Annotated in this window: 23 protein-coding genes; 13 read left to right on the top strand and 10 right to left on the bottom strand. The window is 66.5% G+C overall.

The features are described from left to right. Positions 1 to 2: 2 nt before the first annotated feature. The 4 genes from AB0M47_RS27425 to AB0M47_RS27410 form a co-directional block, all read right to left on the bottom strand. Complete coding sequence (locus AB0M47_RS27425; protein WP_363419078.1) at positions 3 to 1,178, bottom strand: ABC transporter substrate-binding protein; 1,176 nt, start codon at positions 1,176 to 1,178, stop codon at positions 3 to 5. Positions 1,179 to 1,360: 182 nt separating this feature from the next. Then, positions 1,361 to 1,771, bottom strand: a complete 411-nt coding sequence (locus AB0M47_RS27420; protein ID WP_363419076.1) for a roadblock/LC7 domain-containing protein — start codon at positions 1,769 to 1,771, stop codon at positions 1,361 to 1,363. Continuing rightward, complete coding sequence (locus AB0M47_RS27415) at positions 1,771 to 4,101, bottom strand: nitrate- and nitrite sensing domain-containing protein (protein WP_363419074.1); 2,331 nt, start codon at positions 4,099 to 4,101, stop codon at positions 1,771 to 1,773. The genes AB0M47_RS27420 and AB0M47_RS27415 overlap by 1 nt, the downstream gene beginning before the upstream one ends. Positions 4,102 to 4,106: 5 nt before the next feature. Next, positions 4,107 to 4,727, bottom strand: coding sequence for an ATP/GTP-binding protein (locus AB0M47_RS27410; protein ID WP_363419105.1), 621 nt, complete (start codon positions 4,725 to 4,727; stop codon positions 4,107 to 4,109). A gap of 753 nt (positions 4,728 to 5,480) precedes the next feature. Between AB0M47_RS27410 and AB0M47_RS27405 the strand changes: the two genes are divergently transcribed. The 11 genes from AB0M47_RS27405 to AB0M47_RS27355 all read left to right on the top strand — a co-directional run bounded on the left by AB0M47_RS27405 (position 5,481) and on the right by AB0M47_RS27355 (position 13,706). After that, complete coding sequence (locus tag AB0M47_RS27405) at positions 5,481 to 6,263, top strand: DUF5919 domain-containing protein (RefSeq protein WP_363419072.1); 783 nt, start codon at positions 5,481 to 5,483, stop codon at positions 6,261 to 6,263. A gap of 2 nt (positions 6,264 to 6,265) precedes the next feature. Beyond that, positions 6,266 to 6,736, top strand: a complete 471-nt coding sequence (locus tag AB0M47_RS27400; RefSeq protein WP_363419070.1) for an NUDIX domain-containing protein — start codon at positions 6,266 to 6,268, stop codon at positions 6,734 to 6,736. Positions 6,737 to 6,850: 114 nt separating this feature from the next. Further along, positions 6,851 to 7,501, top strand: coding sequence for an HD domain-containing protein (locus AB0M47_RS27395; protein ID WP_363419069.1), 651 nt, complete (start codon positions 6,851 to 6,853; stop codon positions 7,499 to 7,501). Between the two features lies 1 nt (position 7,502). Continuing rightward, positions 7,503 to 8,891 carry a hypothetical protein gene (locus AB0M47_RS27390; RefSeq protein ID WP_363419067.1) on the top strand — a complete coding sequence of 463 codons (1,389 nt, stop codon included), beginning with the start codon at positions 7,503 to 7,505 and terminating at the stop codon, positions 8,889 to 8,891. A 43-nt stretch (positions 8,892 to 8,934) separates the two neighbouring features. Next, a complete protein-coding gene (locus AB0M47_RS27385) occupies positions 8,935 to 9,936 on the top strand; it encodes an asparaginase (protein ID WP_363419065.1) in 1,002 nt (333 codons plus the stop codon). Next, on the top strand, positions 9,929 to 10,408 hold the full coding sequence (locus tag AB0M47_RS27380; RefSeq protein WP_363419063.1) for a PPC domain-containing DNA-binding protein: 480 nt from the start codon (positions 9,929 to 9,931) through the stop codon (positions 10,406 to 10,408). The genes AB0M47_RS27385 and AB0M47_RS27380 overlap by 8 nt, the downstream gene beginning before the upstream one ends. Positions 10,409 to 10,448: 40 nt before the next feature. Further along, on the top strand, positions 10,449 to 11,399 hold the full coding sequence (locus AB0M47_RS27375; RefSeq protein WP_363419061.1) for an FAD-dependent oxidoreductase: 951 nt from the start codon (positions 10,449 to 10,451) through the stop codon (positions 11,397 to 11,399). Positions 11,400 to 11,731: 332 nt separating this feature from the next. After that, complete coding sequence (locus tag AB0M47_RS27370; RefSeq protein WP_363419059.1) at positions 11,732 to 12,601, top strand: helix-turn-helix transcriptional regulator; 870 nt, start codon at positions 11,732 to 11,734, stop codon at positions 12,599 to 12,601. Between the two features lie 4 nt (positions 12,602 to 12,605). Further along, positions 12,606 to 12,821: a DUF397 domain-containing protein gene (locus AB0M47_RS27365; RefSeq protein WP_363419057.1), complete on the top strand. Its 216-nt coding sequence runs from the start codon at positions 12,606 to 12,608 to the stop codon at positions 12,819 to 12,821. A 45-nt stretch (positions 12,822 to 12,866) separates the two neighbouring features. Beyond that, complete coding sequence (locus AB0M47_RS27360) at positions 12,867 to 13,373, top strand: hypothetical protein (protein WP_363419055.1); 507 nt, start codon at positions 12,867 to 12,869, stop codon at positions 13,371 to 13,373. Positions 13,374 to 13,376: 3 nt separating this feature from the next. Continuing rightward, positions 13,377 to 13,706 carry a hypothetical protein gene (locus AB0M47_RS27355; protein ID WP_363419053.1) on the top strand — a complete coding sequence of 110 codons (330 nt, stop codon included), beginning with the start codon at positions 13,377 to 13,379 and terminating at the stop codon, positions 13,704 to 13,706. Between the two features lie 73 nt (positions 13,707 to 13,779). On the opposite strand, the gene AB0M47_RS27350 is transcribed toward AB0M47_RS27355, so the two are convergent. Next, a complete protein-coding gene (locus AB0M47_RS27350) occupies positions 13,780 to 14,109 on the bottom strand; it encodes a hypothetical protein (RefSeq protein WP_363419051.1) in 330 nt (109 codons plus the stop codon). A 66-nt stretch (positions 14,110 to 14,175) separates the two neighbouring features. Between AB0M47_RS27350 and AB0M47_RS27345 the strand changes: the two genes are divergently transcribed. Continuing rightward, a complete protein-coding gene (locus AB0M47_RS27345) occupies positions 14,176 to 15,327 on the top strand; it encodes an IS630 family transposase (protein WP_363419049.1) in 1,152 nt (383 codons plus the stop codon). 94 nt (positions 15,328 to 15,421) lie between these two features. On the opposite strand, the gene AB0M47_RS27340 is transcribed toward AB0M47_RS27345, so the two are convergent. From AB0M47_RS27340 to AB0M47_RS27320, 5 genes are all read right to left on the bottom strand, one after another. Next, a complete protein-coding gene (locus tag AB0M47_RS27340; protein WP_363419047.1) occupies positions 15,422 to 15,922 on the bottom strand; it encodes a hypothetical protein in 501 nt (166 codons plus the stop codon). 70 nt (positions 15,923 to 15,992) lie between these two features. Next, positions 15,993 to 17,177, bottom strand: coding sequence for a hypothetical protein (locus AB0M47_RS27335; RefSeq protein ID WP_363419045.1), 1,185 nt, complete (start codon positions 17,175 to 17,177; stop codon positions 15,993 to 15,995). An 8-nt stretch (positions 17,178 to 17,185) separates the two neighbouring features. Then, entirely contained in the window at positions 17,186 to 17,647 is a 462-nt protein-coding gene (locus tag AB0M47_RS27330; RefSeq protein ID WP_363419043.1) for a hypothetical protein, read from the bottom strand. Between the two features lie 50 nt (positions 17,648 to 17,697). Then, the gene (locus AB0M47_RS27325) at positions 17,698 to 18,084 is read right to left on the bottom strand and encodes a hypothetical protein (protein ID WP_363419041.1); all 387 of its coding nucleotides are present in this window, start codon (positions 18,082 to 18,084) and stop codon (positions 17,698 to 17,700) included. Positions 18,085 to 18,574: 490 nt separating this feature from the next. Continuing rightward, the gene (locus AB0M47_RS27320; RefSeq protein WP_363419040.1) at positions 18,575 to 19,957 is read right to left on the bottom strand and encodes a hypothetical protein; all 1,383 of its coding nucleotides are present in this window, start codon (positions 19,955 to 19,957) and stop codon (positions 18,575 to 18,577) included. A gap of 1,407 nt (positions 19,958 to 21,364) precedes the next feature. On the opposite strand from AB0M47_RS27320, the gene AB0M47_RS27315 reads away from it, so the two are divergent. Further along, positions 21,365 to 22,169 (top strand): IS630 family transposase (locus tag AB0M47_RS27315; RefSeq protein ID WP_363419039.1); only part of this gene is annotated, 805 nt, incomplete at its 3' end.

The raw sequence follows: 22,169 nt of genomic DNA, 5'->3' as shown, positions 1-22,169 counted from the left end.
TCCTATGAGCCCAGGGTCGCCAGTTCGGCGATCTTGACGTTGGCCAGGACACCGCCATCGGCGGTGACACGGCGCAGGTACCACTTCTGCACAGGGGTGTGGTTGACCGGCCCGAACTGCCATCCGCCACGCGGGGACGGCACCTCGCCCAGGTGCGGCAGCGCGGCCATGATCGCCGTGGTGATCGCGCTGCGCCCGGCCGGCGGAGTCGGCGCCACCACGGTGGGCACGCCGGTGGTGGTCGAGCTGGCGGCTGCCGTGGTCGTGGCGGCCGACGTTGGCGCGGTGGCCTGGGTGAGGGCCATGTCGAGGACCATCGCGGCGTCCCAGCCGCACACGTGGTAGATGTTCGGTGTGGCGCCGGCGTGCTGGGCGGTGAACGCCGCGACGAACCGGCGGTTGGCGTCGGTGTCGATGTTGGCGGCGTAGTTCAGGACGGTGGAGATGCCTTCGGCCGCCTGGCCTTCGGCGGCCAGGACCGAGCCGTCGGTGAGGAAGCCCGCCGCGTACAGGGGCAGGTCCACGCCGAACTGGCGGTACTGCTTGACGAACTCCACCGCGGAACTGCCGGCGTAGAAGGTGTAGACGGCTTTCGCGCCCGAGGCTTTGATCTTGGCCAGGTAGGGTTGGAAGTTCGTCGTCGGGGTCGGTGCCCACGGGGTCCATTCCGGCTCGCCGCCGGGGTTGGCGAGCTTGCCGCCCTTGGCGGTGAACGCCTTGGTGAACCCGGTGATCTGGTCGTGGCCGCCGACGTAGTCGGGTCCGATCGCGTACACCGGGCCGTTGACGTTGGTGCGCAGGTAGTCGGCGATCGCGGCGCCGGTCTCCTGGCTCAACCAGGAGGTGTGCCAGATGTAGGTGGGGTCGATGATGGTGGACGGCCGGCCGCCGGTGCCGATCATCGGCACGCCGCGCTGGCGCAGCAGCGGATCGAGCGACAGCACAGTCTCCGCGGAGGCGTTGCCGACGATCACGTCGACCTTGTCCTGATCGAGCAGCTTCTTGCCGGCGGCGCGGACTGCATCCTTGCCGTCGCCCTCGTCGGCCTCGACGACTTCGACCTTGTGGCCGCCGAGCTTGCCGCCGTGCTGATTCAGATACAGCTGCCAGCCGGCCTTGATGTCGTCACCGGCGGTCTTGTACGGGCCCGACTGGGGCAGGATCAGCCCGACCCGCACGGTGTCAGAAGAGCTCTGGGTGTCATCGGGTTTCAACGCGGAACCGCTGCACCCGGACACCGCGACGGCGAGCGCCGTTGCCAGGACCCACGGGAGGCGTCTACGAAACATCAGCGTCCTTTCTCAAGGAGGGGAGAGGGGTGGCCGCACCCGGCTGAGTACGGCTGGGATTACGCAGGGGGCTACCGGCTGGCGACGCGTAGGCCAGGTGAAAGCTGCTGGCCGATGCGCTGGGCGAGGTCGGCCAGGGCGAAGGCGATATCGGCGGCATCGGCCAGTTCCGGAGCGAGCGCCGCCAGGGCGCTGCCGTCGGGGGTCGGCTGCACCACCAGAACTCCCAGATCCATGACCAGCATCGAATAGACGTGCTCTCCGGCTTCCAGGAACTTAGCGGTGGACCTCGCGAGGGACACCTCCCCGGACACGGCCGCGCACAGCTTGTCGGCCCGGTCCTGGCTCAGGCGGGGTGTGCGGGCCAAGACCAGGCCATCGGACGACATCGCGACCGCGTGGGCGATCTTCGGCACCGTCGCCGTCAGCTGGGTCAGCACGTCGCTGAACATGGCCAGACGGCCGGGATCTTGCGGACTCATCAGGAATCTCCTCGTGTCGAACGGCGGTGGTGCGCTGCGGACAGGGCACGGGCGACGGCTGCGACCTGGTGGCTTTGCCGCTCGGGGTCGATCCGCAACGCGCGGGGATTAGCCGGCGGCGCAGGTGGCGGCACGCGCCGTGCGACTTCGGCTGGATCGCGGCGCGGCAGGCCCGACCTGGTCGTCCCGGTGACTGCCGGTGACTCGAGGGCCGCCTGCCACGGCTCGTCGGCTTCGATGACGGGCAGTGCGACGTCGGTGTCCAGCCAGCTGGATCTCGCATGCTGGGGTGCAGGTGTCGGCCAGACCGGTGGGCCGACCGTTGGCAGGGTCGCCGTGTGATCGGCAGTCCTGGCCAGCGCCGCCCGTGGACCGGGAATGATCGGGGGGCGCCGGTCGGCGATCATGCGCAGGATGTAGGTGTTGGGCACGACTACGTTCGCCGCGACGCCCGGCTGGGTGGCTTCCAGCCAGACGGGCAGCCCGTACTGGGCGGCCACGATCCCTGAGACGGTCAGCCCGAGTTGACCGGGCTGCTCGGGGTAAGCCACCTGGCCAGCCAGGAGCAGATTGAAATGTGCCAGAAGGCCCGCCGGGATGCCGATACCGGTGTCACGGACAGTGATGTGCAGACCCCCGTCAGCCCACTGGGCGGACACCTCGACGGGGCTGTCTCCTGGGCTGTACTGGATAGCGTTGTCCAGCAACTCACGCAACACCACCAGCACGGCCGGGACCGCAGCAGTCCGGATCTGGCTCGGAGCAACTGCCCCGAATCGGATCCGCTGGTATTGCTCGATCTCCTGACCCGCCGCGGTCAGCACCTCAAGGGTGTCCTCATCACCGGAGTGGATTTTGCTGAGGCCGCGCTCGGCGAGAACCCGCAGATTGTCCAGGAACCGGCGCATACGGGTGATTCCATGATCGACAGCGAACAGCTTGGCGAGCAGCTCGCTGTCGGCGTCACGCTCGACCTCGTCCAGACGATGAATGATGTCCTCGACCAGGCCTGCGCCCCGGCGGGCGATCGTGGCCGTCGCCTCACCCGCGGCCGCCCGGTTCCCCGCTTCGCCCGCCAGCGCCGACTCTGCCGCGCCGAGCAGCCCGCCGAGGGCCGCCGCGACCCGGCCGATCTCATCACGACCGGTCACAGTGACCACACTGCGTCCAGCGAGCCGCTGGATGACCCCGGCTGCGCCGTCGCGGGTGGCGACCGTGCTCAACGCGTCTTTGAGCTGCGGCAGTCGCACCGTGCCGATCAGCTCTGCCTCGGTCTCCAGGCCGCGTAGACGCCGCGTTGTGGACCGAGCGACCGTGATGCCGATCAGCAGCGCGGCCACAACGCCGGCGACGGTCAGCGACCCTTGAGTGACGGCGATGCGGATCTGCGCGTCGCGGGCCGCGGCAACTGTCGTGGTGATGTCGCGGTGAACAACGATCTCGACCTGGCGCAGCCGGGCAGCCCTGGCGCTCATCGCCGCTGTCCAGGCCTTCGCCGTCGTCTCGACGCGCTGGTATACCGGGGTCCGGCTGACGACACCTTCCAGCCGCACCGCGTCCAGCACAGCGGCGCCGGTCAGCTGCCGGCCGAGCTCCACCCGCCAGCCGACCGTGCCCAGGGTGGTGAACGTCTTGATCGCGTCGTCGTACGCAGACCGGGCCGAGGCGATGTCCTGCGACAGCGACGGGGTCAACTGTCCCAGGGCTAGCGCCTGCAACACGGCTACTTGCTGCTGACCGACCGCCTCCGTGGCCCGGGCCAACGCTGCGGCCGCGCGGATCTGATCGGCCAGTACCGGATCGACGCCGGCCTGCGCAGCCGCGTCCTGATAGGTCAGCAGGTCCGCGACGATGATCCGATAGGCGAACATCGCCCCCGACAACGCCGCCGGTTTGCCTTCAGCCAGCCGCGACCGTTGGGCGTCCAAATCTGCCAGCCCGCTGTCGACCCGCCCGATGATCACGGTGATCGCCGCCGGCGCGTCCGCGATCCTGCCCGCCTGCGTCCGCCACGCCTCGGTGCGCTGACGGGTACGTTCCACCTGCTGCCCGTAGGCGGCCGCGACCTGCTGACCGGCGTCGGGCAGCAGCAGCGCCGCCAGCGCCGCCCGCTCCGTCTGCAATTCGTGTGCCAGATCCGCCGACGCCCCCGCCAATTGCACCAGCGACTGGGTACGTTCAGCGGCTCGCGCTGACTGCGCCGCGTTGTTCAGCGACCATCCTCCGGTCGTTACCGCCGCGGCCGCCATCGGCAGCAGAATGAACGCGGTCTTGACCCGGATCGGCAGATCCCGCATCCGCAGACTCCACCCGAATACGCGCCGTCCCACCGTCATCACCACCGCCCCGCCAGCGCGGCGACGGTCACCGGCGCTACAGCGATGCGGCGGCGGTTCAGGCTGTGCTCGACAACCGCCACCAGCACCTGAATGACCTGCTCGCGTTCCCGCGCGTCGCAGGTCAGCACCGGCACATCCGCGCTCACACTCAACGCTTCGGTGATTTCGCCGACCGAGTACAGCAGCTCAACGTCGAACTTGTTGATCACCACCGTGTAGGGGGTGTCGCGGGCTTCGAAGAAGTCGATCGCACCGAACGCATCGGCCAGACGGCGGGAGTCGGCGAGGATGATCGCGCCGAACGCTCCGCGGACCAAGTCGTCCCACATGAACCAGAACCGCTGCTGGCCCGGGGTACCGAATAAGTACAGCGTCAGGTCCGGCGGCAGCGTCAACCGGCCGAAGTCCATCGCCACCGTGGTGAACGTCTTGGCCGGAACCAGCGACGTGTCATCGGTCTGCTGCGACGGAGCGGTCAACGGGGCTTCGGTGTCGACAGTCTGAATCTCCGACACGGCACGGACGAACGTCGTCTTACCGGCACCGAATCCGCCAGCGACGACGAGCTTTGCGGCCGCCGGTGCAGCAGCCGTGGGATGACCTGGTGTATTGGACATCGACGAGGGTTCTTTCTTGATCGGTGACGGTTTCGCAAGCGGGGACGGCCGGGTCTCCAGGTATGTGCAGCGCGTCGCCGCGATGCCAGCGATGTTGCTTGGCTGGCAGGTCGGCCTTCGTCGCGAACCGCAACAGCTGCATAGCGTGGCTCGCCGGGTGGCGCGATCGTGTGACGCCATTGCGGTGAGGCGGCCCAGACGGCTGGCGCAGCCCCGCTGCCATTCCCCTGGTGTTGTCGGCATCTGCCCCGGTGGCGTGGCAGCACGATGCCGCACCAACTTCCCCGGACATGATTCGACGGCGAGCGGCCTTTGTAGACTGCGTCGGTCTGACAGCCCGTCGTGCTGGCTGGCCGTGTGGCGGCGCATCCGCGTCTCCCTCGCCTTGCGCCCTACCGATCGACAGACTCGGTATGGACCCGATGTGCGTGTGAGGTCGGCGTCAGCACTCCGGTGAACGACGCCGCGTGGTTGGTGTTCAGCGTTGCGGACAGTCCTATTTCGGCGGAACGCCGACATGGTGGGAGGATTGGCGAGCGATTAGCAGGTCGATAAGGCGTTGACCAGCGGGCGCGCAGATTCGTTTCCAGTTTTGAAAGCCGTTCATGATCGTTCGGGACAGGCACTCTTGTCGTGCGTGGACCGACTGACCGTGCGCTGATCGTGTACTTCGTTGTGCGCCTCACTCGTGGGGACTTGATGGGACGTTTCCGCGTGGTAGAAAAGTCCCTATGGGTGGCGGCAGGTGGACGCGTGGCTAACGAGCGGCTCCGAGATGCCCTGCGCCAGGCCGGGCTCACCCCCACCCGGTGTGCTGAGCTGATCGGAGTGGATCCCAAGACCGTCGAACGATGGATCAGCCTCGATCGGCTGCCGCATCGAACACACCGTGCCGCCACCGCCGAACTTCTGCGCGTTGACGAGACAGACTTGTGGCCAGCCGTTGCGCTAGATCCACGAACGGTTTCCGCGGGGCGAGCTGAGCTCGCCGAGTTTTACCCGACGCGGGCCGCGGTGCCGCCGGACCTGTGGCGTTCCGTGATCGACGAAGCCCAGGACGGTCTTGACATCCTGGTGTATGCCGGGCTGTTCCTTCCGGAGGTGCATGACGTTGCCCGTATCGGCAGGCGGGCCCGTGCCGGTTGCCGGGTCAGGATTCTGCTGGGCGACCCGTCCGGCACGGCGGTGCGCCAGCGAGGCGAGGAGGAAGGGTTCGGCATAGGACTGGCTCATCGGGTCGCCCTGAGCCTGCGCTACTTCCAGCCGATCGTCGAGACGTCGAACATCGAGATCAGACTGCATAACACGACGTTGTACGCCTCGATCGTTCGTGGCGACGACACACTGCTGGCCAACATCCACATGTACGGCTACACGGCGGGGCAGAATCCGGTTCTACACCTGCAGCGTGTCCCGGAAGGGCGGGTGTTCGACCAGTACCTCGGCAGCTTCGACAAAGTCTGGTCCGTTGCGCCCGGGCCGGTGTCGACCGCAGACCTCGACGAGGCTATCGCGCAGGTTGTGAAAGGAGGCTGAAAATGCCAAGGCGAGACTTCTTCAACGACCCCGCAGCCCCGCCGGCCAACAGCGTCGTGCCGTCGGTGGTGGCCGCCGTCCGCAACGAACACGGGCAGCTGCTGATGATTCAGAAGACCGACAACAACCTGTGGGCCTTGCCCGGCGGCGGCCACGACATCGGCGAATCGATCACCGAGACCGTCGTGCGGGAGGTCCGCGAGGAGACCGGCATCGACGTCGAAGTCACCGGCCTGGTCGGGATCTACACCAACCCAGGGCATGTCATGGCCTACGACGACGGCGAGGTCCGCCAGCAGTTCAGCATCGCCTTCACCGCCCGGCCGACCGGCGGCCGGCTGCAGACCTCGGACGAATCACGCCAGGTCGAATGGGTCGACCCAAGCCGTCTCGATGAGCTGGACATCCATCCGTCGATGAGGCTGCGCATCGACCACGCGCTGGCCGTCAGGCCGCAGCCCCACATCGGCTGACCTAAGGACCCCTGCCTGCGCATTACCGAGTGCACAGGCGTCGTACAGGACGTCCCCAGACGTCCGGTCGGAATCCGTAGCTGTGCGCTGGGACTGAAACCTATCGTTCGGAGTATGCAAAACCTTGTGGCCTGGTCGATCCACGTCGCCACCCGATGCCTCGGCAGCGCCGGGCTTGAGCAACGTTGGCGGCATGTTCAAGCCGTCGGCGCCCGCGCCCACCAGCTGCGCTTTGCCGTCGCCGACGACGAACAGGACGTGCTGATCGCAGCGGCGTGGCTGCACGACGTCGGCTACGCGCCCACAATCGCCCACACCGGTCTGCACTCTCTGGACGGCGCCCGCTATCTGGACACTGTGGGGCTGCCGCGCCGCGTCACTGCGCTGGTTGCCCATCACACCGGCGCACGCTTCGAAGCAGCTCGCCGGGGTCTGGTGGCCGAGCTTGAAGCGTATGAGCGAGAAGACGGCCCCCTGGCCGACGCGCTGGCCACCGCCGACCTCACTGTCGGGCCGTCTGGGCAATCCGTCAGCGCGCAGGAACGCATTGCCGAGATCCTCACCCGGTACCCGCCCGACAGCCCGGTCCATCAGGCCGTCGCCGAAGGGCGGCAGTTGCTTCTGGCCGCTGTTGGGAGGGTCGACGCCCGCGTTTGCTTCTCGGAGACCAGCGCGTCCGTGAGTGCCGGAGGAGGACCGGCTTCCGTCGAGGGAGACGGGGGAGGAGTCGAATCCTTGGACAGCGCAGGTCGAAAGCGGACTTGATATGGACCGACCCAACGACAAGCTGAAAGCGGCTCGGCTGAGCCGGCTGTCCCCGACAGGTTCGGGTCGAACACTGTCGCGCCAGGAACTCGCCGACGCGGTCAACGCCGAACTGGTGCGACGCGGCGTTCGCCACGCCGCGATCGACGCCGGCCACATCGGCAAGTTCGAGCGCGGCATCTACCGCTGGCCCCAGCAGGTCTATCGCGAAGCACTGCGGTCCGTGTTCGGCGTCGACAACGACGCCGACCTCGGCTTCTTCATCGTCCGCGGCCGCGGCAACCCAGTAGAATCGCCCCCGACCATGCTGTCAGCATTCCCGGCGGCCACAGCTGCCGCCATACCGGACGGCAGCCATCTCGACATCATGATCACCGCCGGGTCCACCCTCGGCCCGGCCGAGATACGGATCGACCTGCAACTGCGGCAGCAGTCGTCGCGACCGGCGATGCATGTGTTCGGCACCACCACGTCGCCCGTAACGGGCAAGACCCTGATCGCCGAGCGGCGGAATGACCAACGCCTCCCCGCAGCATCACAGATCCCGGACGCGTACACCGTCGATGACCTGACGACAGCGCTTATCTGGCTATACGCACGGCTCGATCAAGACCTCCTGGCCGACGACCGCGCCCTGGACGAGTCATGGAACGCCATCGACGCCTCCCTCGATCAAGGCTCAGACACCGTCGCGGCCATCGCCATGCCGAGCCTGTCCTCGGTGAGCAAAATGTGGCTCGGATCCCGCGTCTGCGCGGCCTTCATCGAAACCAGCCTGCGCGGCGGAATCACAGACGGGCCGATGTTCTGGACCCGTGAACAGCGCGGCGAGGAAGCCGCGACGTGGCTCAGCTTCACCCACAAGCAGCAATACCTGCACCGAACAGCTCGTGCGGGCGTAACCAGGACCTTCTGCCTGCCCGTACAGCAGATCTCCGGGTCACCCCTGACCGATCGCATCCTGCTATTGCTGACCATCGCCTACATGGAGGCATCAGGCGTACGATGCCGCATCCTTTCCGACCCCACCTACAGCGCCGTCGACGGATTCGTTCTGGCCGGCAACCGGGCGATCAAGGCGAACTGGATCCGCACCGACGCGCTCTGGCAAGTCGCCGACCACACCGGAGCCCGATCCACCGCACCCTACGCTCAGGTCATCGCCGCAGCGGCCCACGACACCCTTGTCGGCCACCCGGCACCAGCCCGGCGACTGCGCACGCTAGCCGACTACCTCGATCTGGACTGGCGGTGGCTGCAACACCGCTGCCGAGAACTCGCCGCCGCCGGACTGCACGGTCTTATCCGCCCGCACAGCCGCCACCTGTCTCTGCACGGCACCCAAACGGCGATCAACTTCATTGCTACCCTCACGCAAGACCGCGACTAACACGCCGACGCACGCTGCGCCCGCATCACCTTCGGAGACGTCCATGGCCGGCACGACCCCCCGCGTCACCGTCATCACGCTCGGGGGAACCATCTCCATGAGCGGCAGCACCGGCCTCGTCGCACCCACACTGTCGGCAGCCGACCTCATCGCCGCCATCCCGGGACTCGACGGCACCAACATCGACGTCCACGTCCGCGACGTGATGCGCATACCCGGCGGCTCGCTGACCTTCCCCGACATTCTCACGGTCCATGACGCGATCCGCGCGGAACTCGACCAGGGCAGCACCGGCACAGTCGTCGTCCAAGGCACCGACACCATCGAGGAAAGCGCCTACCTGCTGCACCTGCTCCACGACGCCGACGCGCCGATCGTGGTCACCGGAGCCATGCGCAACCCGACCCAACCAAGCCCCGACGGCCCCGCAAACCTCCTCGCGGCGATCCGAGTCGCCGCCGACGAGTGCAGCCGCGGCCGAGGTTGTCTGGTCGTCCTCAACGACCAAGTCCACGCCGCACGTCATGTCGCCAAAACCCACACGATCGCCACCAACGCGTTTGCCTCCGGTGCCAGCGGACCTCTCGGCTGGATCGTCGAAGGTGAGGTCCGCTACGGGCACCCTCCAGTCCCGCGCGCAACCAAGCCCCGGCGACCGTTGCGACCAACAGCGCCGGCGACCGTCGGAATGATCACCGCCACCCTAGGCGACGACGGATCGTGGATCAGCGACTTCGCACACCGCTTCGACGGCCTGATCGTCGCCGGCTTCGGCGTCGGCCACGTCCCCATGACCTGGGCCGACCATCTCGAGAAGGCCTGCGCACAGCAACCCGTCGTACTCGCCAGCCGCATCACCACCGGACCGTCACTGACCAACACCTACGGGTTCACCGGCTCCGAATCCGACCTCATCAGCCGCGGCCTCATCCCGTCCGGCGACCTCGGCCCTTACAAGGCCCGAGTACTGCTCTGGGCACTCCTAGCGGACTCCACCAGCCCAGCCGACATCCGCACAGCCTTCACGGAGCACAACCATGCCTAGCAGTCGGCAGCTCACCCTCGGTCGCAGCTTCGCCCTGGTCTTCGACCACGGCGAAGACTTCTTCCCCACGCTGACCGACTTCTGCGCCACGCACAACATCCGCCAGGGCTACATCCCCATGTTCATCGCCGGATTCGCCACGGTCGACATCGTCGGAACCTGCGACAAACTCGACAACCCCCAAGCGCCAGTGTGGACGAAAGTCCACCTGACCAACGTCGAAGCCATCGGCGCCGGCACCATCGCATGGAACCCGGCCACAAAGACCATCAGCCCACACATCCACGTAGCCGTCGGGCTCAAAGAACTATCCGCGCAGGGCTACACCAGCCACCTACTCGACGCGCGCGTGCAGTTCCTCGTCGAAATGATCATCACCGAGGTCGCCGAGCCGTCCATGCACCGGCTGCCCAACCCAGCGCTGTACGACGCTCCCCAACTTCACCTAGGCTCACCGACACCCGAGGCATGACCGGACCGCCTGAGCGCGCGTAACCCGCTAGCGTCACGACATGAGCACCAAGCGGATAGCGGTCGTCGGAGCGGGCGTCATCGGTCTGACCTCCGCCATCGTCCTCGCCGAGGACGGGTTCGACGTCACGGTCTACGCCGAGCAGATCCCCGGCGCGACCTCGCTAGCCGCCGGTGCGTCGTGGGGACCGTATCTCGTACAGCCATACGACCGAGTACAGACCTGGGCCGCGCACACGCTGGCGGTACTCACCGAGCACGCGGACCAGCCCCAGTACGGGGTGTCGATGCTGTCCGGGATCGAGGCTTCCCGCAATGCGGCGGTGCTTCCCGCGTGGGCAGCCGCGCTGCCAGGGGTACGGTCATGCGAGCCTGGGGAGTTGCCTGCGGGTTTCACCTGCGGCTGGCGATACACGATTCCGGTGGTCGACATGCCGGTCTACCTGAATGCGCTCATAGCCCGCCTTCTCGCGGCGGGCGGCAGCTTCGTCCAACGACATTTGGATCATCTCGACGAACTGGCCGGACAATTCGCCGCCGTCGTCAACGCCTCAGGATTGGGAGCGACGGTATTGGCCGACGACGCCACCCTCTACCCAGTACGAGGTCAACTCGTCGTCGTCACCAATCCAGGCATCACCGAGTTTTTCTCCGAGGACACCGGCGACTCGGCGGACCTGACCCATTTTCTTCCCCACCGTGACCATGTCGTCCTCGGCGGAACCGCATCTGCGATGAACGCGGACAGCCAGATCGACCTCGACGTATCGGCGGCTATCATGCGGCGCTGCGCCGCAATCGAACCACGTCTGGCCAGCGCGACCGTCATCGAGCATCGGGTGGGACTCCGGCCGACCCGTCCGGAGATCCGCGTCGAAATCGACCGCAGCCATCGAGGCCTCGTCGTGCACAACTACGGTCATGGGGGAGCAGGACTATCTCTGTCATGGGGCTGCGCGCAGACCGTTCGATCCATGGTCTTCGAAGGCTAACGGCCGTGCTCCCGATCGGTGGCACGAGGAGGCCACCGCGCCACACCGGGCCAACCGAAATATGCACAAACGCCAGGTATTGAGAGTTGATCCTGTCGTGAACCGGTGGACCTTCGCTCCACCAATGCCAGCATGGACAGTCCAACCCGTCGAAACGACGTTTTGATGGGAGCCTTGCCGGGAGGCTTACCGGTCGAGAAGCCTCTGACGTGCCGTTATGTGATCGGGTGACGGCCGGCAGGCATCGCCAAGTGTCGAAAGCAACGCTACCTTCTCCAATCACCGGCGGATGCCGGTGACAGTCCGCAGCGAACTGCCAGAGGTAGCTAGCGATGATCAGCCCGCATGTCCGTCGGCAGCGCCTTGCCCACGAACTCAACAGCTTGCGGCGCGCCCGCGGATATTCGACGGCGCGCATGGCAGCCGTCATCGGCGCCACCCGCCAGCACGTTTCGCGGCTGCTCAACGGTCATCTAGCGCCTGATCCCGACGAGATCGCCGCGCTGCTGACACACTTCGACGTGCCAGCCGATCAACTGGAAGATCTGCTGACGATCGCCCGGCAGGCTGCCACCATCGGCTGGTGGGAGCCGCTCGCCGAGACGATGGGACCCCGGCAGGCGATGTACGCAGGCCTGGAAGCGGGCGCACGGCGAATCGACGAGTATCAGATGACGCTGATCCCGGGTCTGCTGCAGATTCCGTCGTTCACGGAGGCGCGCTGCCGAGCAGAACGCGCGGCGCACCGTCTGCCCTTTGACTGTCTGTCCGCGGTCGAGGCCCGGCTCCTTCGCCAACAGGCGGTGCACCGCGATGCAGGCCCGACCTACGAGGTGGTCCTCGACGAACTTGCCATCCGCCGACCCGCTGCTCCGAACGACGTCGTGGCGTCTCAACTCGACCACCTCGTCGACGTCGGGCACAGCAGCCAGGCGACACGGATCCGAGTCCTGCGGCTGGCCGCCGGCATTGAGGGCGACACCATTCCGCTGTCCTCATTCTCGATCTACCGATATTCAGATCCCGACGACCCAGTCGTCGTTGCCATCGAAGCCGAAACCAGCGACCAGGTGCTGGCGAACACTCCCGCCACGGCCGTCTACATCGAGCTTCATCAGCGACTTGCAGAAGCTGCGATGCCAGCTTCGGACAGCCTCGACTTCCTCGCCACGGTGGCGGAGGAAATGCGTAACGGAAGGTGACGCCATGGATCAACCGCGCACTTCGTTCGACCACTGGCGTAAGTCGACTCGTTCTGGCGGCAGCGCCAACTGTGTCGAGTTCGCACACCAAGGCGCCACCGTCGGCATCCGCGACTCCAAGAATCCAGACGCTGCGGTGCTCGAGTTCCCGGCCGACATCTGGAACGCGTTCGTCGCCGGCATCAAGGCCGGCGAGTTCGACATGCACGGCAAACCGTAGTTGAAGTGCCCAGCACGCCAGTTCAACCAACAGGGGAGGAAAGCAATGAGCAATTCCATGAAACGCAGCGCGATCATCGCGGTAGCTCTTGCTCTGGTCGCAATTAGCACCCCCGCCAGCGCGGCCTCAGTTCCGGCCGACCCAGCGGCGCCGTTGCAGTACGGGACGACCTCCGCCAACGGCGGCGCGTCCACCGAAAGCCTCTGGTGCGAGGGCGAGGCAGCTCCGGACCCGTTGTACTCGGCGAGCAACAACACGGTCCAGTATGGTGCCAAGACGATCTGCAACCATGTCGACACTCTGTCGATCAGGATTGAGATCTGGACCATCGTCGGCGTCGGCGACCACCAGACCGAGGAATACCAGGGCCAGGCGTACAACTCCGGTGTGGCCACGAACCTCGTCGCCTCTGGGAGCGGAAAGTGCCTGGTAAGGACCACCGGCCGGTGGTACGTGAAGGTCTGGGCGACGGCGGTCCAACTGGGCGGCGAGCTGCCTCCCTACCCCGCGTACGGACCGGTCAAGACGCTTGCCTGTTCCGATATGGTTTGACGCATGATGTGGATTGCCGAGGCGGATACGTCCGACCGGTACAAGCTGCTTGTGTGCGTTCCGCTCGCCGCCAGGCTCTACGTCCTCATCGCGGGTCCTGGCGGCCTGGCCGAAGCCTCATCTGGACCGTGGTCGATGACCGTCACGCCCGCCACGGGGCAGCCACTGGTGTTCCATAGCGGCTCCCGGTCCGGCGGAAAGTCCGACAGCGTCTACGTGGGCCAGTTTGAGGACCCGCCGCAATCGCCGGATGCACTCACCATCCGTATCGAGATAGACGACGTCGAGATCTTCTCCACGGTAGCAATGCCGGTTCGGACAGTACCGGTCTGAAACGCAAAAGGCCCGGCTCTCTATGGGGAGCCGGGTCCTTAGTGCTGCTCGGCGTTAATTCGTCGGGGGTCGGTCAGGTGACCGAGTTGTCGAGGTAGAGGCCGCAGGCGCAGTCGAGTGCTTCTTCGGCGGTGCCGACGGTGTGGCCGCTGGGCAGGTACGAGTCTTCGTAGCCGTCTTTGCTGGCCAGGTAGATCGCGAAGCCCCACTGGTTGGCGTAGCCGCCGTAGCGCAGCCTGAACAGCGGCAGGGTGGTGCCGTCGGCGAGGCGGCCGTCGACGTAGGCGAATACGCCGTGGTAGCGGACGTCGACTGCGGTCAGGGCCAGCCAGTGCGTCCGGGCGTGCTCGGCCAGACGGTTGTGCAGTGAGGTCTTGGTCGATTCGGGCGGGGTTTTGGCCACGGCTGCCATAGTGCCGCACCGGGTGCGGCGTGTCGGTGTGGGCGCGGCGGTGCGGGGTGGCAGAACATGTCGATGCCCCCGACGAGCCTGTACCCGATCGTCCTGGATTCTGAAGAGCACGCCGCGCTGGTGGCGTTAGCGCGAAGGCCTACCGGCGCGTATCGGCTGGTGGTGCGGGCGCGGATCGTGTTGGCCGCCGCGGGCGGCGCCCCGAACGCGGTGATCGCCGCGCGGCAGGCGGTGCACGTGGACACGGTGCGCAAATGGCGGCGCCGGTTCTGGGCGCTGCGGTTGCGGGGACTGGCCGACGCGGACCGGCCCGGCCGCCCATCTACGTTCACGCCGGTGCAGCAGGCGCAGGTCAAGGCCCTGGCGTGTGAGCTCCCGGCCGATCGTGGTGTGCCGCTGTCACGCTGGAGCGCCGACGAGTTGGCCGGTGAGGCGGTCACTGCGGGGATCGTCGCCGACATCTCCGCTTCGACGGTTGCCCGGTGGCTGTCCGCCGATGCGATCAAGCCCTGGCGGTACCGGTCCTGGATCTTCCCGCGTGATCCGGACTTCGCCGCCAAGGCCGGAGTCGTGCTCGACCTGTATGCCCGGACCTGGCAGGGACGCCCGCTGAGCGACGACGAGTTCGTGATCAGCGCAGATGAGAAGACGTCGATACAGGCCCGGTGCCGCTGCCACCCGACCCTGCCGCCGGGCCGGTCCAGGCTGATGCGCGTCGAGCACGAGTACGACCGCGGTGGGGCCCTGGCCTACCTGGCCGCGTTGGACGTGCATCGCGGGAAGGTCCACGGCCGCTGCGAGCCCACGACCGGCCTGGTCCCCTTCGCGCGGCTGGTCGAGCAGGTCATGACCCGCGAACCCTACGCCTCGGCACGCCGGGTGTTCTGGATCGTCGACAACGGCTCCTCCCATCGCGGGCAGGCGTCCCACGATCGCATGAGCACGGCGTGGCCCACCGCCACGATCGTGCACACCCCACTGCACGCCAGCTGGCTGAACCAGATCGAGATCTACTTCTCGGTCGTGCAGCGCAAGGTCGTCACGCCCACCGACTTCTACGATCTGGCCGACGTCGAGAACCGGCTCGACGCGTTCCACGACCACTACAACCTCGGTGCCAGGCCGTTCAACTGGCGCTATACCAAGAGAGACCTTGACGCGACCCTCAAACGCCTCGCCGAGCACCCGCCCCTACCCGTCACAGCGTGACCCCCGACGAATTAACGGCAAGGAGCACTTAGCTCCACATCTGCTCCACGCCGCAGGTCGGACTCTGAGCCGCCGTCCGGAGCAGCTCCGGCCATCAGCTGCTGCGGGTAGAGTCGTCGAGGCGTAGCTGGTCTTGGCATGACTGGCGGATGAGTTCACGCAGTTCGGGCAGCCATTTGCCGCCCCAGTAGTCCGGTGCGTTCCAGATTTTGCCCAGCGGCAAGGCGACAACCTCCGGAGCGTAGTTGCTGTTCACCACGACTTCCTCGACCTTCGCCACAACCCACTGCTCGTCCGCGCGGCCGGCAAGACACATCGTGGCAAGATCGTTGAAGATCACGACCGCAGCGGCGACCTCCCCGCTGGGCAGGTCGATCGCCATATCTGCCAATGCGGCGGGCAACAAGTCGTACACCGCTTGGTCTCGCGTACCGAGACCGGCCAGTTCCCGCAGCATCGGTCCGTCGAATCCCTCGGACAACCATTGCGCCGCCCACCAAGGCACACGGTCGATGTCCAGCATGCCGACGACCAGCTGTGCTGCAGCCAAGGACGGGGCCGGAGCTGCGTTGTCAGGTACGAAGCGGCCGGTCACAGCACCGATCATGGCAGAATTAGGTCGCATTCCCCAGCCGATTTGCAGGTCATCGCATATGGAAGGCTGCTCAGCGCAGATCGAGCAGAACCCCATCCTCGGCGAGGTATTGGACCAGGTCGTCGAACGTGACCGCGGGTAGCCAGCTCTTGCGGTCGTAGCCGGTCATCAGGTGGGTTCGGGCAACTTCGGAGTGGTGCCAGATGAGGCGAAAGCCAGGAGTCGCTCCGCCATCGCCGGTTGCTGCGTTCTCGTGTAGCCAGAACAGATCGCCGCCGAACCAACCGCCGGGGCCGTTGATCGCTTCGCCGATCGCGCAGAAGAACCCGTCATAGTCAGTGATGTGACGTCCGTCCAGGTGATACACCGTGTCTGCGGGTTGGTCAGGCTCATGACGGCGATGGACTGCGGCAGCGCGCACCCACAGGCAGCGATCGCTGCGATCAAGTGTCGCCCAAAGGTTCGGCTCGGTCGGGCCGCCGGCGCGCCACATGTCCCACAGCGGGCGGTCATTGGCCGCCAACGGTTCCGGGATCTGTGCGTCCAGCACGATGTCGACAAGGCTCTCGCCAAGGGTGGACGGGCGCGTGGCCACGATGTCGCCGAACACGCGTTGCCCCCACCCCATGGTGTGCGCGGTGCCGTCGACACGGATGTGGGCCAGCTCCGCCGCGACCGGCCCATCGAGCACGGAACTGCAGCCGAGCAAGGTCAGCGGTGGGCCCGGTGACCAGAGTTCTGGGCGCTTATGGAACAGGCCGGTGACGTAGCGGCATTCGCCAGCCGGAGTGTCCCCGCCGGGTCCGTTGCCCGCCCAGACCGCCAGTCGGTACCCGACGACATCGGGTGCGATGCTGCCGCCGCAGTTGGCGTCGCTCTCGCGGCGATGGCCCCTGAGATCGATATCCAGTAGGCCGGACCCGTCGCCGGCGGGCCGGTGGCCGACGACGCTAACGTCGAGCAACTCCTCCATAATCTCGTAGCACCGTCGGCAACTGGTCCCGCATCGCTCGCCGACTGGCCGGTCGGCGTGGTGGGCTCTCTCGACGATGAGGTTGCCGAACCAGGTCGAACCGGTGCCCTCGATCGCGTCCAAGAGCGGTCCGGTCGGTGCGCAGCCCGCGAGCGTGTAACGCTCGTACGTGGGCTGGATCGGAAAGGTGTGGTCGACGAACAGGCCATCGATGTCCGTGCAGTCGGTGAGAGTGGTGCCGGTTTTGGCATCGAGCAGGCGCCAGCGCAGCGGGATCGGCACGTTGGTCCTTAGCCATTGAAGTCGTTCACCCAGGCGGGCAACTGGTCACGAGGCAGAAATACCCGAAGGTCCTCGACGGTCTGAATCGCGGTCCCGCGTACGTCATACAGACTTCCGGCACTGATCGGGCTGTGATCGAGCAGCAGCTCGCGAAGCAGATCCAACGTGACGCTGTCGACTCGGCCGTGCAGCCGGGCGGTGTGCATCAGCGCGAGCAGGCTTTGCCGACGCGTCTCCGGGCTTGATGAGCGAAGACCACGAGCGACCCGGACCAGGACGGCATCCGTGTCGGCGTGGTTGTAGGCCAACGCGATGACCGCGACGCCAACACGTTCCTCACCGCGGTCGAACGCGGCATCGACATCCTGAGGTGAATGGCAGCGGTTGAGGTTGCTGCCCCGTTCCCAATCGAGATCCTTGCGATCGATCGGGTCGTCTGGGCGAGGGGCGCCAGCTGGCTGGTAGATCACTGGTCGAGTATCGGCAAACCCCGTCGTCCAATACCAGCCGATATCGCAGGTCAGGTGTTACCGCTCGCCCATTCCGCCTGCGTCGGCAGGCCACCGTGATCCAGCAAATGCACGATCCGGGCCATCGCTGCGGCGTCCAGCGTATCGGGCAGTGCGTCGAACGAGGCGGGCATGACGTCCAACAATGAGAAGATCTGCTGGCCGTCGCGCATCCTGAGCAGCAGCATGCATCGCACATGCGGGGAGACCTCCGGTCGGTGCGACAACCGGTGCAGCAAGAACGGCCGCAGGAAATGCGTGGCCTCGGGATCGGCGTAACGGGTCAGCCAACCGGCGCCGTGATTACGGTTTAGCCGGAACTCGATCGCCTGGCTATCCAAACGAACCAGCTCCGGTGTGCTGACCGCCTTTACCGTACGCGGAACACCTGATGTCACCGCGCGAGTCTGTCACATGAGCGGGTGCATGATCATGGCCATGGAAATTCATGCACTTCACCGCGTGAGTTCGTCACTAGACGCGTGCCAACGTGCTCACCGAGAAACGCCTCGATCTGCTCGCTGTCCCCGACATCGAGGACCTCCAGATCATCGGAACGAGGGTTGAACGCGTCGAGTACTGCTACCCCAGCTCGTGGTCGAGCAGGGGTAGCACGTACGGATCAGTCGTCGTGTCGGTGAAGTCCTGTGGGCATGTTCCGCGGAGGAAGAGGCGCTCGAAGACTCGTCTGGCCGACGACAGGCAGCGTGGCGGCAGTCAACGGCAGCGCGTAGCGGACATTCGCCGAAGCCCTCGAACAGCCTCACCAGCGACGCTACGCGAGCGCCGCGACCGCACGCCGCCGGGCCCGGTGAATCGTGGCCGAGGTGGGCCGCGGCGACCGGACCGGCCGCCGGGCGTACGCGCGCCCCGGCGGCCGGATGCAGGTCAGCCGCAGTATCCGCCGCAGCCGCCGTCCTTCGGGGCGGCTTGGCCGGGCTGGGGAAGGCCGGGGTGGCCCTCGGGCTGGGCCTTGGTCACCCGGGGCGGCGACACCAGCAGGTAGCTGGTTTGCAGATCAGAGTCGATCAGTCCGATCAGGCCCGGGTCGTGGGGGTTGGCCGGGTCGCCCTCGAAGCCGGGTGCGGCCCAGCCGTTCATCACCTTCACCGCCGCGCCGCGGGTGCGCAGCGCGTTGTCCGCCATCTCGAAGGTGACGATGTCGGTGTCGGCGTCGGGGTTGTAGTACTCCTCGTCGTCGACGGTGTCGGAGTCCTCGTAACCGGAGGCGATCACCGTGCAGTTGTTGCTGTTGTCGCACTGCTCGATCGTGACGTCCGTGGAGCTGTACTCGCCGTCGGCGGAGATGATGCTGACGATCGTCGTCTTGTAGCTGCCCGTGACGTCGCCGTTGTCGTCGCGGACAACCTGCACGACCTCTGTGTAACTGCTGCGTCCGCCGCCTGGGGCGTCGTGCGTCTCCCGGTAGACGACGGTGTCTACATCGTCGTTGGGGTCGGTGGTGGTCTCCTTTTCCCGGCGGACGGTGCCGCCCTCGCCGTCGCTCTCCGTGTGGGACTGTCCCGTCGTCGTGGGTCCGGGGCTGTCGTCGGGGTTGGTCGTGGTCTGCACGAAGCCGCCTTGGCCGTCGGGGTGAGTTTCCCGGCTGGCGCCGTCGTTGAACACGAAACGGCTGCCGCCGTCCTTGTACCGCTCGACGGTCTTGACGCCGCCGTGCTCCTGCCCGAACGTGTACTGGTTTTCGTCGAATCCGGCCGCGATCAGGCCGACGGAGACCCCGCCGACCCGCAGACCAGGTTTGGAGCCCGGCCCGCCCGTCCCGGCCAGGCCGAGGGAGAAGCCATGCGTCGGGTCGAGGTCGACGCCGCCGGTCGTGACCTCGCCGAAGGTGAGGCTGAAGTGGTGCAGCGTGTCGTGCCGGGAGGCCATGTCGAAGGCGCCCAGCACATCCATGCCGGCCTTTCCACGCGCCTCGATGATCTCCTGGGGGAGGGCGAGGAACACGCCCAGCCCGTTCTCGAAGGATGGCAGCTTGCGCTCGTGGGCGATGTCGACGACCACCTTCAATCCAGGGCGGCTGGTCGGGTCGTACGGGTCGGTGCCCGCCATCAGTTCGTCGGCGTCGCAGACTCCGTCGTGATCGGAGTCGACGACTCGCCAGGCCACGTAGCAGCCGGTGGGGTCGCACAGGCGCAGTGACGAGGTGCGCACGTCATCGGCTGCGGACGCGGGCTGGGCTACCACGGTGGACAGCAGCAGTACGGCTGCGGAAGCAGTCGCAGCGATACGCCGCGAGGAGTGGAGATTCATGCGCCGAGATTGGAGCTATCACACCGGCTCTGTCCACAGCGTGTGCGAAACCCGTCTGTCCGAAACCCGCGGATGAGCGGCGGGCTGGTCCGCAGGACAGGCGTACACGACAAACGTCGTGGGTCGGCATAGTGAGGCGCACCTGCCGCTCTCGTGGACCAGCCTGACGCCTGACATGGTCGCGCAAAGCCGTGTGTCCGTCGGGTTGCCGCTCGACGCTGCCGTCACCGGCGGCTGCCCCGCTCGCCGTTCTGCGGCTCACGCCTCGCACGGTCGTCCCAGCCGTAGCACTGAGTGGCGCAGTCACGTTGCGCGGTCTGGCATGCGGGATGGGTCGGTGGCGAGCCTGCCCAGCCGGGGACGGCTGGCGTTGTATGGGCCGACCCGTCACCGGCGGCACGGATACGCACCTGCAAAATCAACGACGGGACGGGCAGGAAGCGACGCCGCGACGCCGGGCTGGCGATCCGGCCCGTGAGGCCGCTGGTCGTCCGCCGACGCGCGGTCGGTGCCCGGTGAACTGGCCCGCCGCCCTCATCGGATGGCGATTCACCACGGGTGAGGGGCGGCAGGCGAGAGCAGCCAGAGAGGGAACCCGATCGCGATGAGGATCATGACGCTCAGCGCGGCGGTGAGGTAGGCGACCATGCCCGTTCCTGCGAGGGCGATACCGGCGACTGCCGCCAACCGCCACTCGAAAGTCGCGCTCTGCCGTGCCGGCCGCTTCGGATGCGCCCGAGACGTCGATGCGCTGCGGCCAGGTTTCACCGTGCTTTGGCATAGAACGGGAGCAGGCCCTGCCGTTGACGCCGCTCATCGCCTTCGAAGGCGGCTCTGACTGCGAAGGTCCCGAATGACCAGCGGCCGTTGACCTCTTCTCCGGTCCAGAAGGGAGCTCCACGAGCCACCTGCCGACAGCCGAATTTGCATCACCGCAGCGCGGGACAACTATCCCTCTGAATGGGAGACGAATAATCCTCGGGAGCACAACCGCGCCCAAACATCAAGAAAGCTCGCTAGAGAAGATTGCCAGCGAGCCTCTGGCCTGCATAAATGGTGGGCGATACTGGGTTTGAACCAGTGACCTCTTCCGTGCCAAAAGAACGAGGTGCGCATACATGGAAATACCTGTACAGAGGTTTGATCTTCACCGTGGTGTCGGTGCAGTTGCGTGCCGTCGATGCCCAGTTCAGAGCCGTTGCATGCAGTTGCGAACGGGGCTCTGCTCCACATCTGCTCCACGTCGCAGGGCAGATTCTGAGCCGTAAGGGGCGACTTCCAGTCACCAGCTGGCGTGGGTTGGGCCGTCGAGGCTAGTGGTGTGACATGAAACGTTGACCCGGTAATCGGATCGATGTGACTATATCGATGTTTGTGGTTTCTGTGTTGAGTGCGCGGAGGTATCCGATGCCACGCCGCCCCGAAGTGTTCGTCCGGGACCTGTCCATGGAGGAGGGTCAGAAACTGGTCCGGATCACCCGGACCGCGAAAGACCCGGTCAAGCTACGCCGCGCGATCGTGGTCCTCATGTCAGCCCAGGGTCAGTCCGTCGCGGCGATCGTTGGTCTGATGCGCTGCGACGACGGCTACGTCCGTGACGTGATCCACGCGTTCAACCAGCACGGGTTCGGTGCGCTGAACCCAAAATGGAGCGGGGGCCGGCCACCGGTCATCGATGACGCCACCAGCCTGGCGGTGGCCGCGATGGCCCGTACCGACCCCCGTGCTTTAGGTCTGCCGTTCTCGTGCTGGTCATTGGTCAAGCTGGCCGCCCACCTCGCCCGGGAGAAGATCACCACCGCGGGCCGGGAAACGATCCGCCGGGTGCTTGACCGGCACAAGGTCACCTTCCAGACCACCACCACCTGGAAAGCGTCCACCGATCCGGAATTCGTGGCCAAGATGCTGCGCATCCTCGACCTCTACGACCATCCACCCGTCGACGGGCGGGTCATCTGCGTCGACGAGTTCGGACCGTTGAACCTGCAACCCCGCAAGGGCAAAGCCTGGCGAGCAGCACGCAGGCCGCTACGGCTACGAGCCACCTTCCACCGCACCAGCGGGGTCCGGCACATGCTGGCCGGCCTCGACCTCGACAGCGGCCGGATGTTCTACCGCATCCGCGACCGTAAACGCCACCGCGAGTTTCTCGACTTCCTGCAGGTCCTGCGCTGGCAGTTCCCCACCGGCCGCCTGTATGTGATCGTGGACA

The sequence above is a fragment of the Hamadaea sp. NPDC051192 genome, assembly GCF_040682475.1.
Classification (GTDB): Bacteria; Actinomycetota; Actinomycetes; order Mycobacteriales; family Micromonosporaceae; genus Hamadaea; species Hamadaea flava.
The sequence above is the reverse complement of the archived record's forward strand: the minus strand, read 5'-3'. Positions and strand labels throughout refer to the sequence as shown.

Excerpts from the sequence above, each read along its gene's own strand:
- AB0M47_RS27395 (WP_363419069.1), top strand. The coding sequence starts at position 6,851 with ATGCAAAACCTTGTGGCCTGGTCGATCCACGTCGCCACCCGATGCCTC.
- AB0M47_RS27385 (WP_363419065.1), top strand. The coding sequence starts at position 8,935 with ATGGCCGGCACGACCCCCCGCGTCACCGTCATCACGCTCGGGGGAACC.
- AB0M47_RS27360 (WP_363419055.1), top strand. The coding sequence starts at position 12,867 with ATGAGCAATTCCATGAAACGCAGCGCGATCATCGCGGTAGCTCTTGCT.
- AB0M47_RS27400 (WP_363419070.1), top strand. The coding sequence starts at position 6,266 with ATGCCAAGGCGAGACTTCTTCAACGACCCCGCAGCCCCGCCGGCCAAC.
- AB0M47_RS27345 (WP_363419049.1), top strand. The coding sequence starts at position 14,176 with ATGTCGATGCCCCCGACGAGCCTGTACCCGATCGTCCTGGATTCTGAA.
- AB0M47_RS27420 (WP_363419076.1), bottom strand. The coding sequence starts at position 1,771 with ATGAGTCCGCAAGATCCCGGCCGTCTGGCCATGTTCAGCGACGTGCTG.
- AB0M47_RS27365 (WP_363419057.1), top strand. The coding sequence starts at position 12,606 with ATGGATCAACCGCGCACTTCGTTCGACCACTGGCGTAAGTCGACTCGT.
- AB0M47_RS27320 (WP_363419040.1), bottom strand. The coding sequence starts at position 19,957 with ATGAATCTCCACTCCTCGCGGCGTATCGCTGCGACTGCTTCCGCAGCC.
- AB0M47_RS27380 (WP_363419063.1), top strand. The coding sequence starts at position 9,929 with ATGCCTAGCAGTCGGCAGCTCACCCTCGGTCGCAGCTTCGCCCTGGTC.
- AB0M47_RS27370 (WP_363419059.1), top strand. The coding sequence starts at position 11,732 with ATGATCAGCCCGCATGTCCGTCGGCAGCGCCTTGCCCACGAACTCAAC.
- AB0M47_RS27390 (WP_363419067.1), top strand. The coding sequence starts at position 7,503 with ATGGACCGACCCAACGACAAGCTGAAAGCGGCTCGGCTGAGCCGGCTG.
- AB0M47_RS27355 (WP_363419053.1), top strand. The coding sequence starts at position 13,377 with ATGATGTGGATTGCCGAGGCGGATACGTCCGACCGGTACAAGCTGCTT.
- AB0M47_RS27375 (WP_363419061.1), top strand. The coding sequence starts at position 10,449 with ATGAGCACCAAGCGGATAGCGGTCGTCGGAGCGGGCGTCATCGGTCTG.
- AB0M47_RS27410 (WP_363419105.1), bottom strand. The coding sequence starts at position 4,727 with ATGTCCAATACACCAGGTCATCCCACGGCTGCTGCACCGGCGGCCGCA.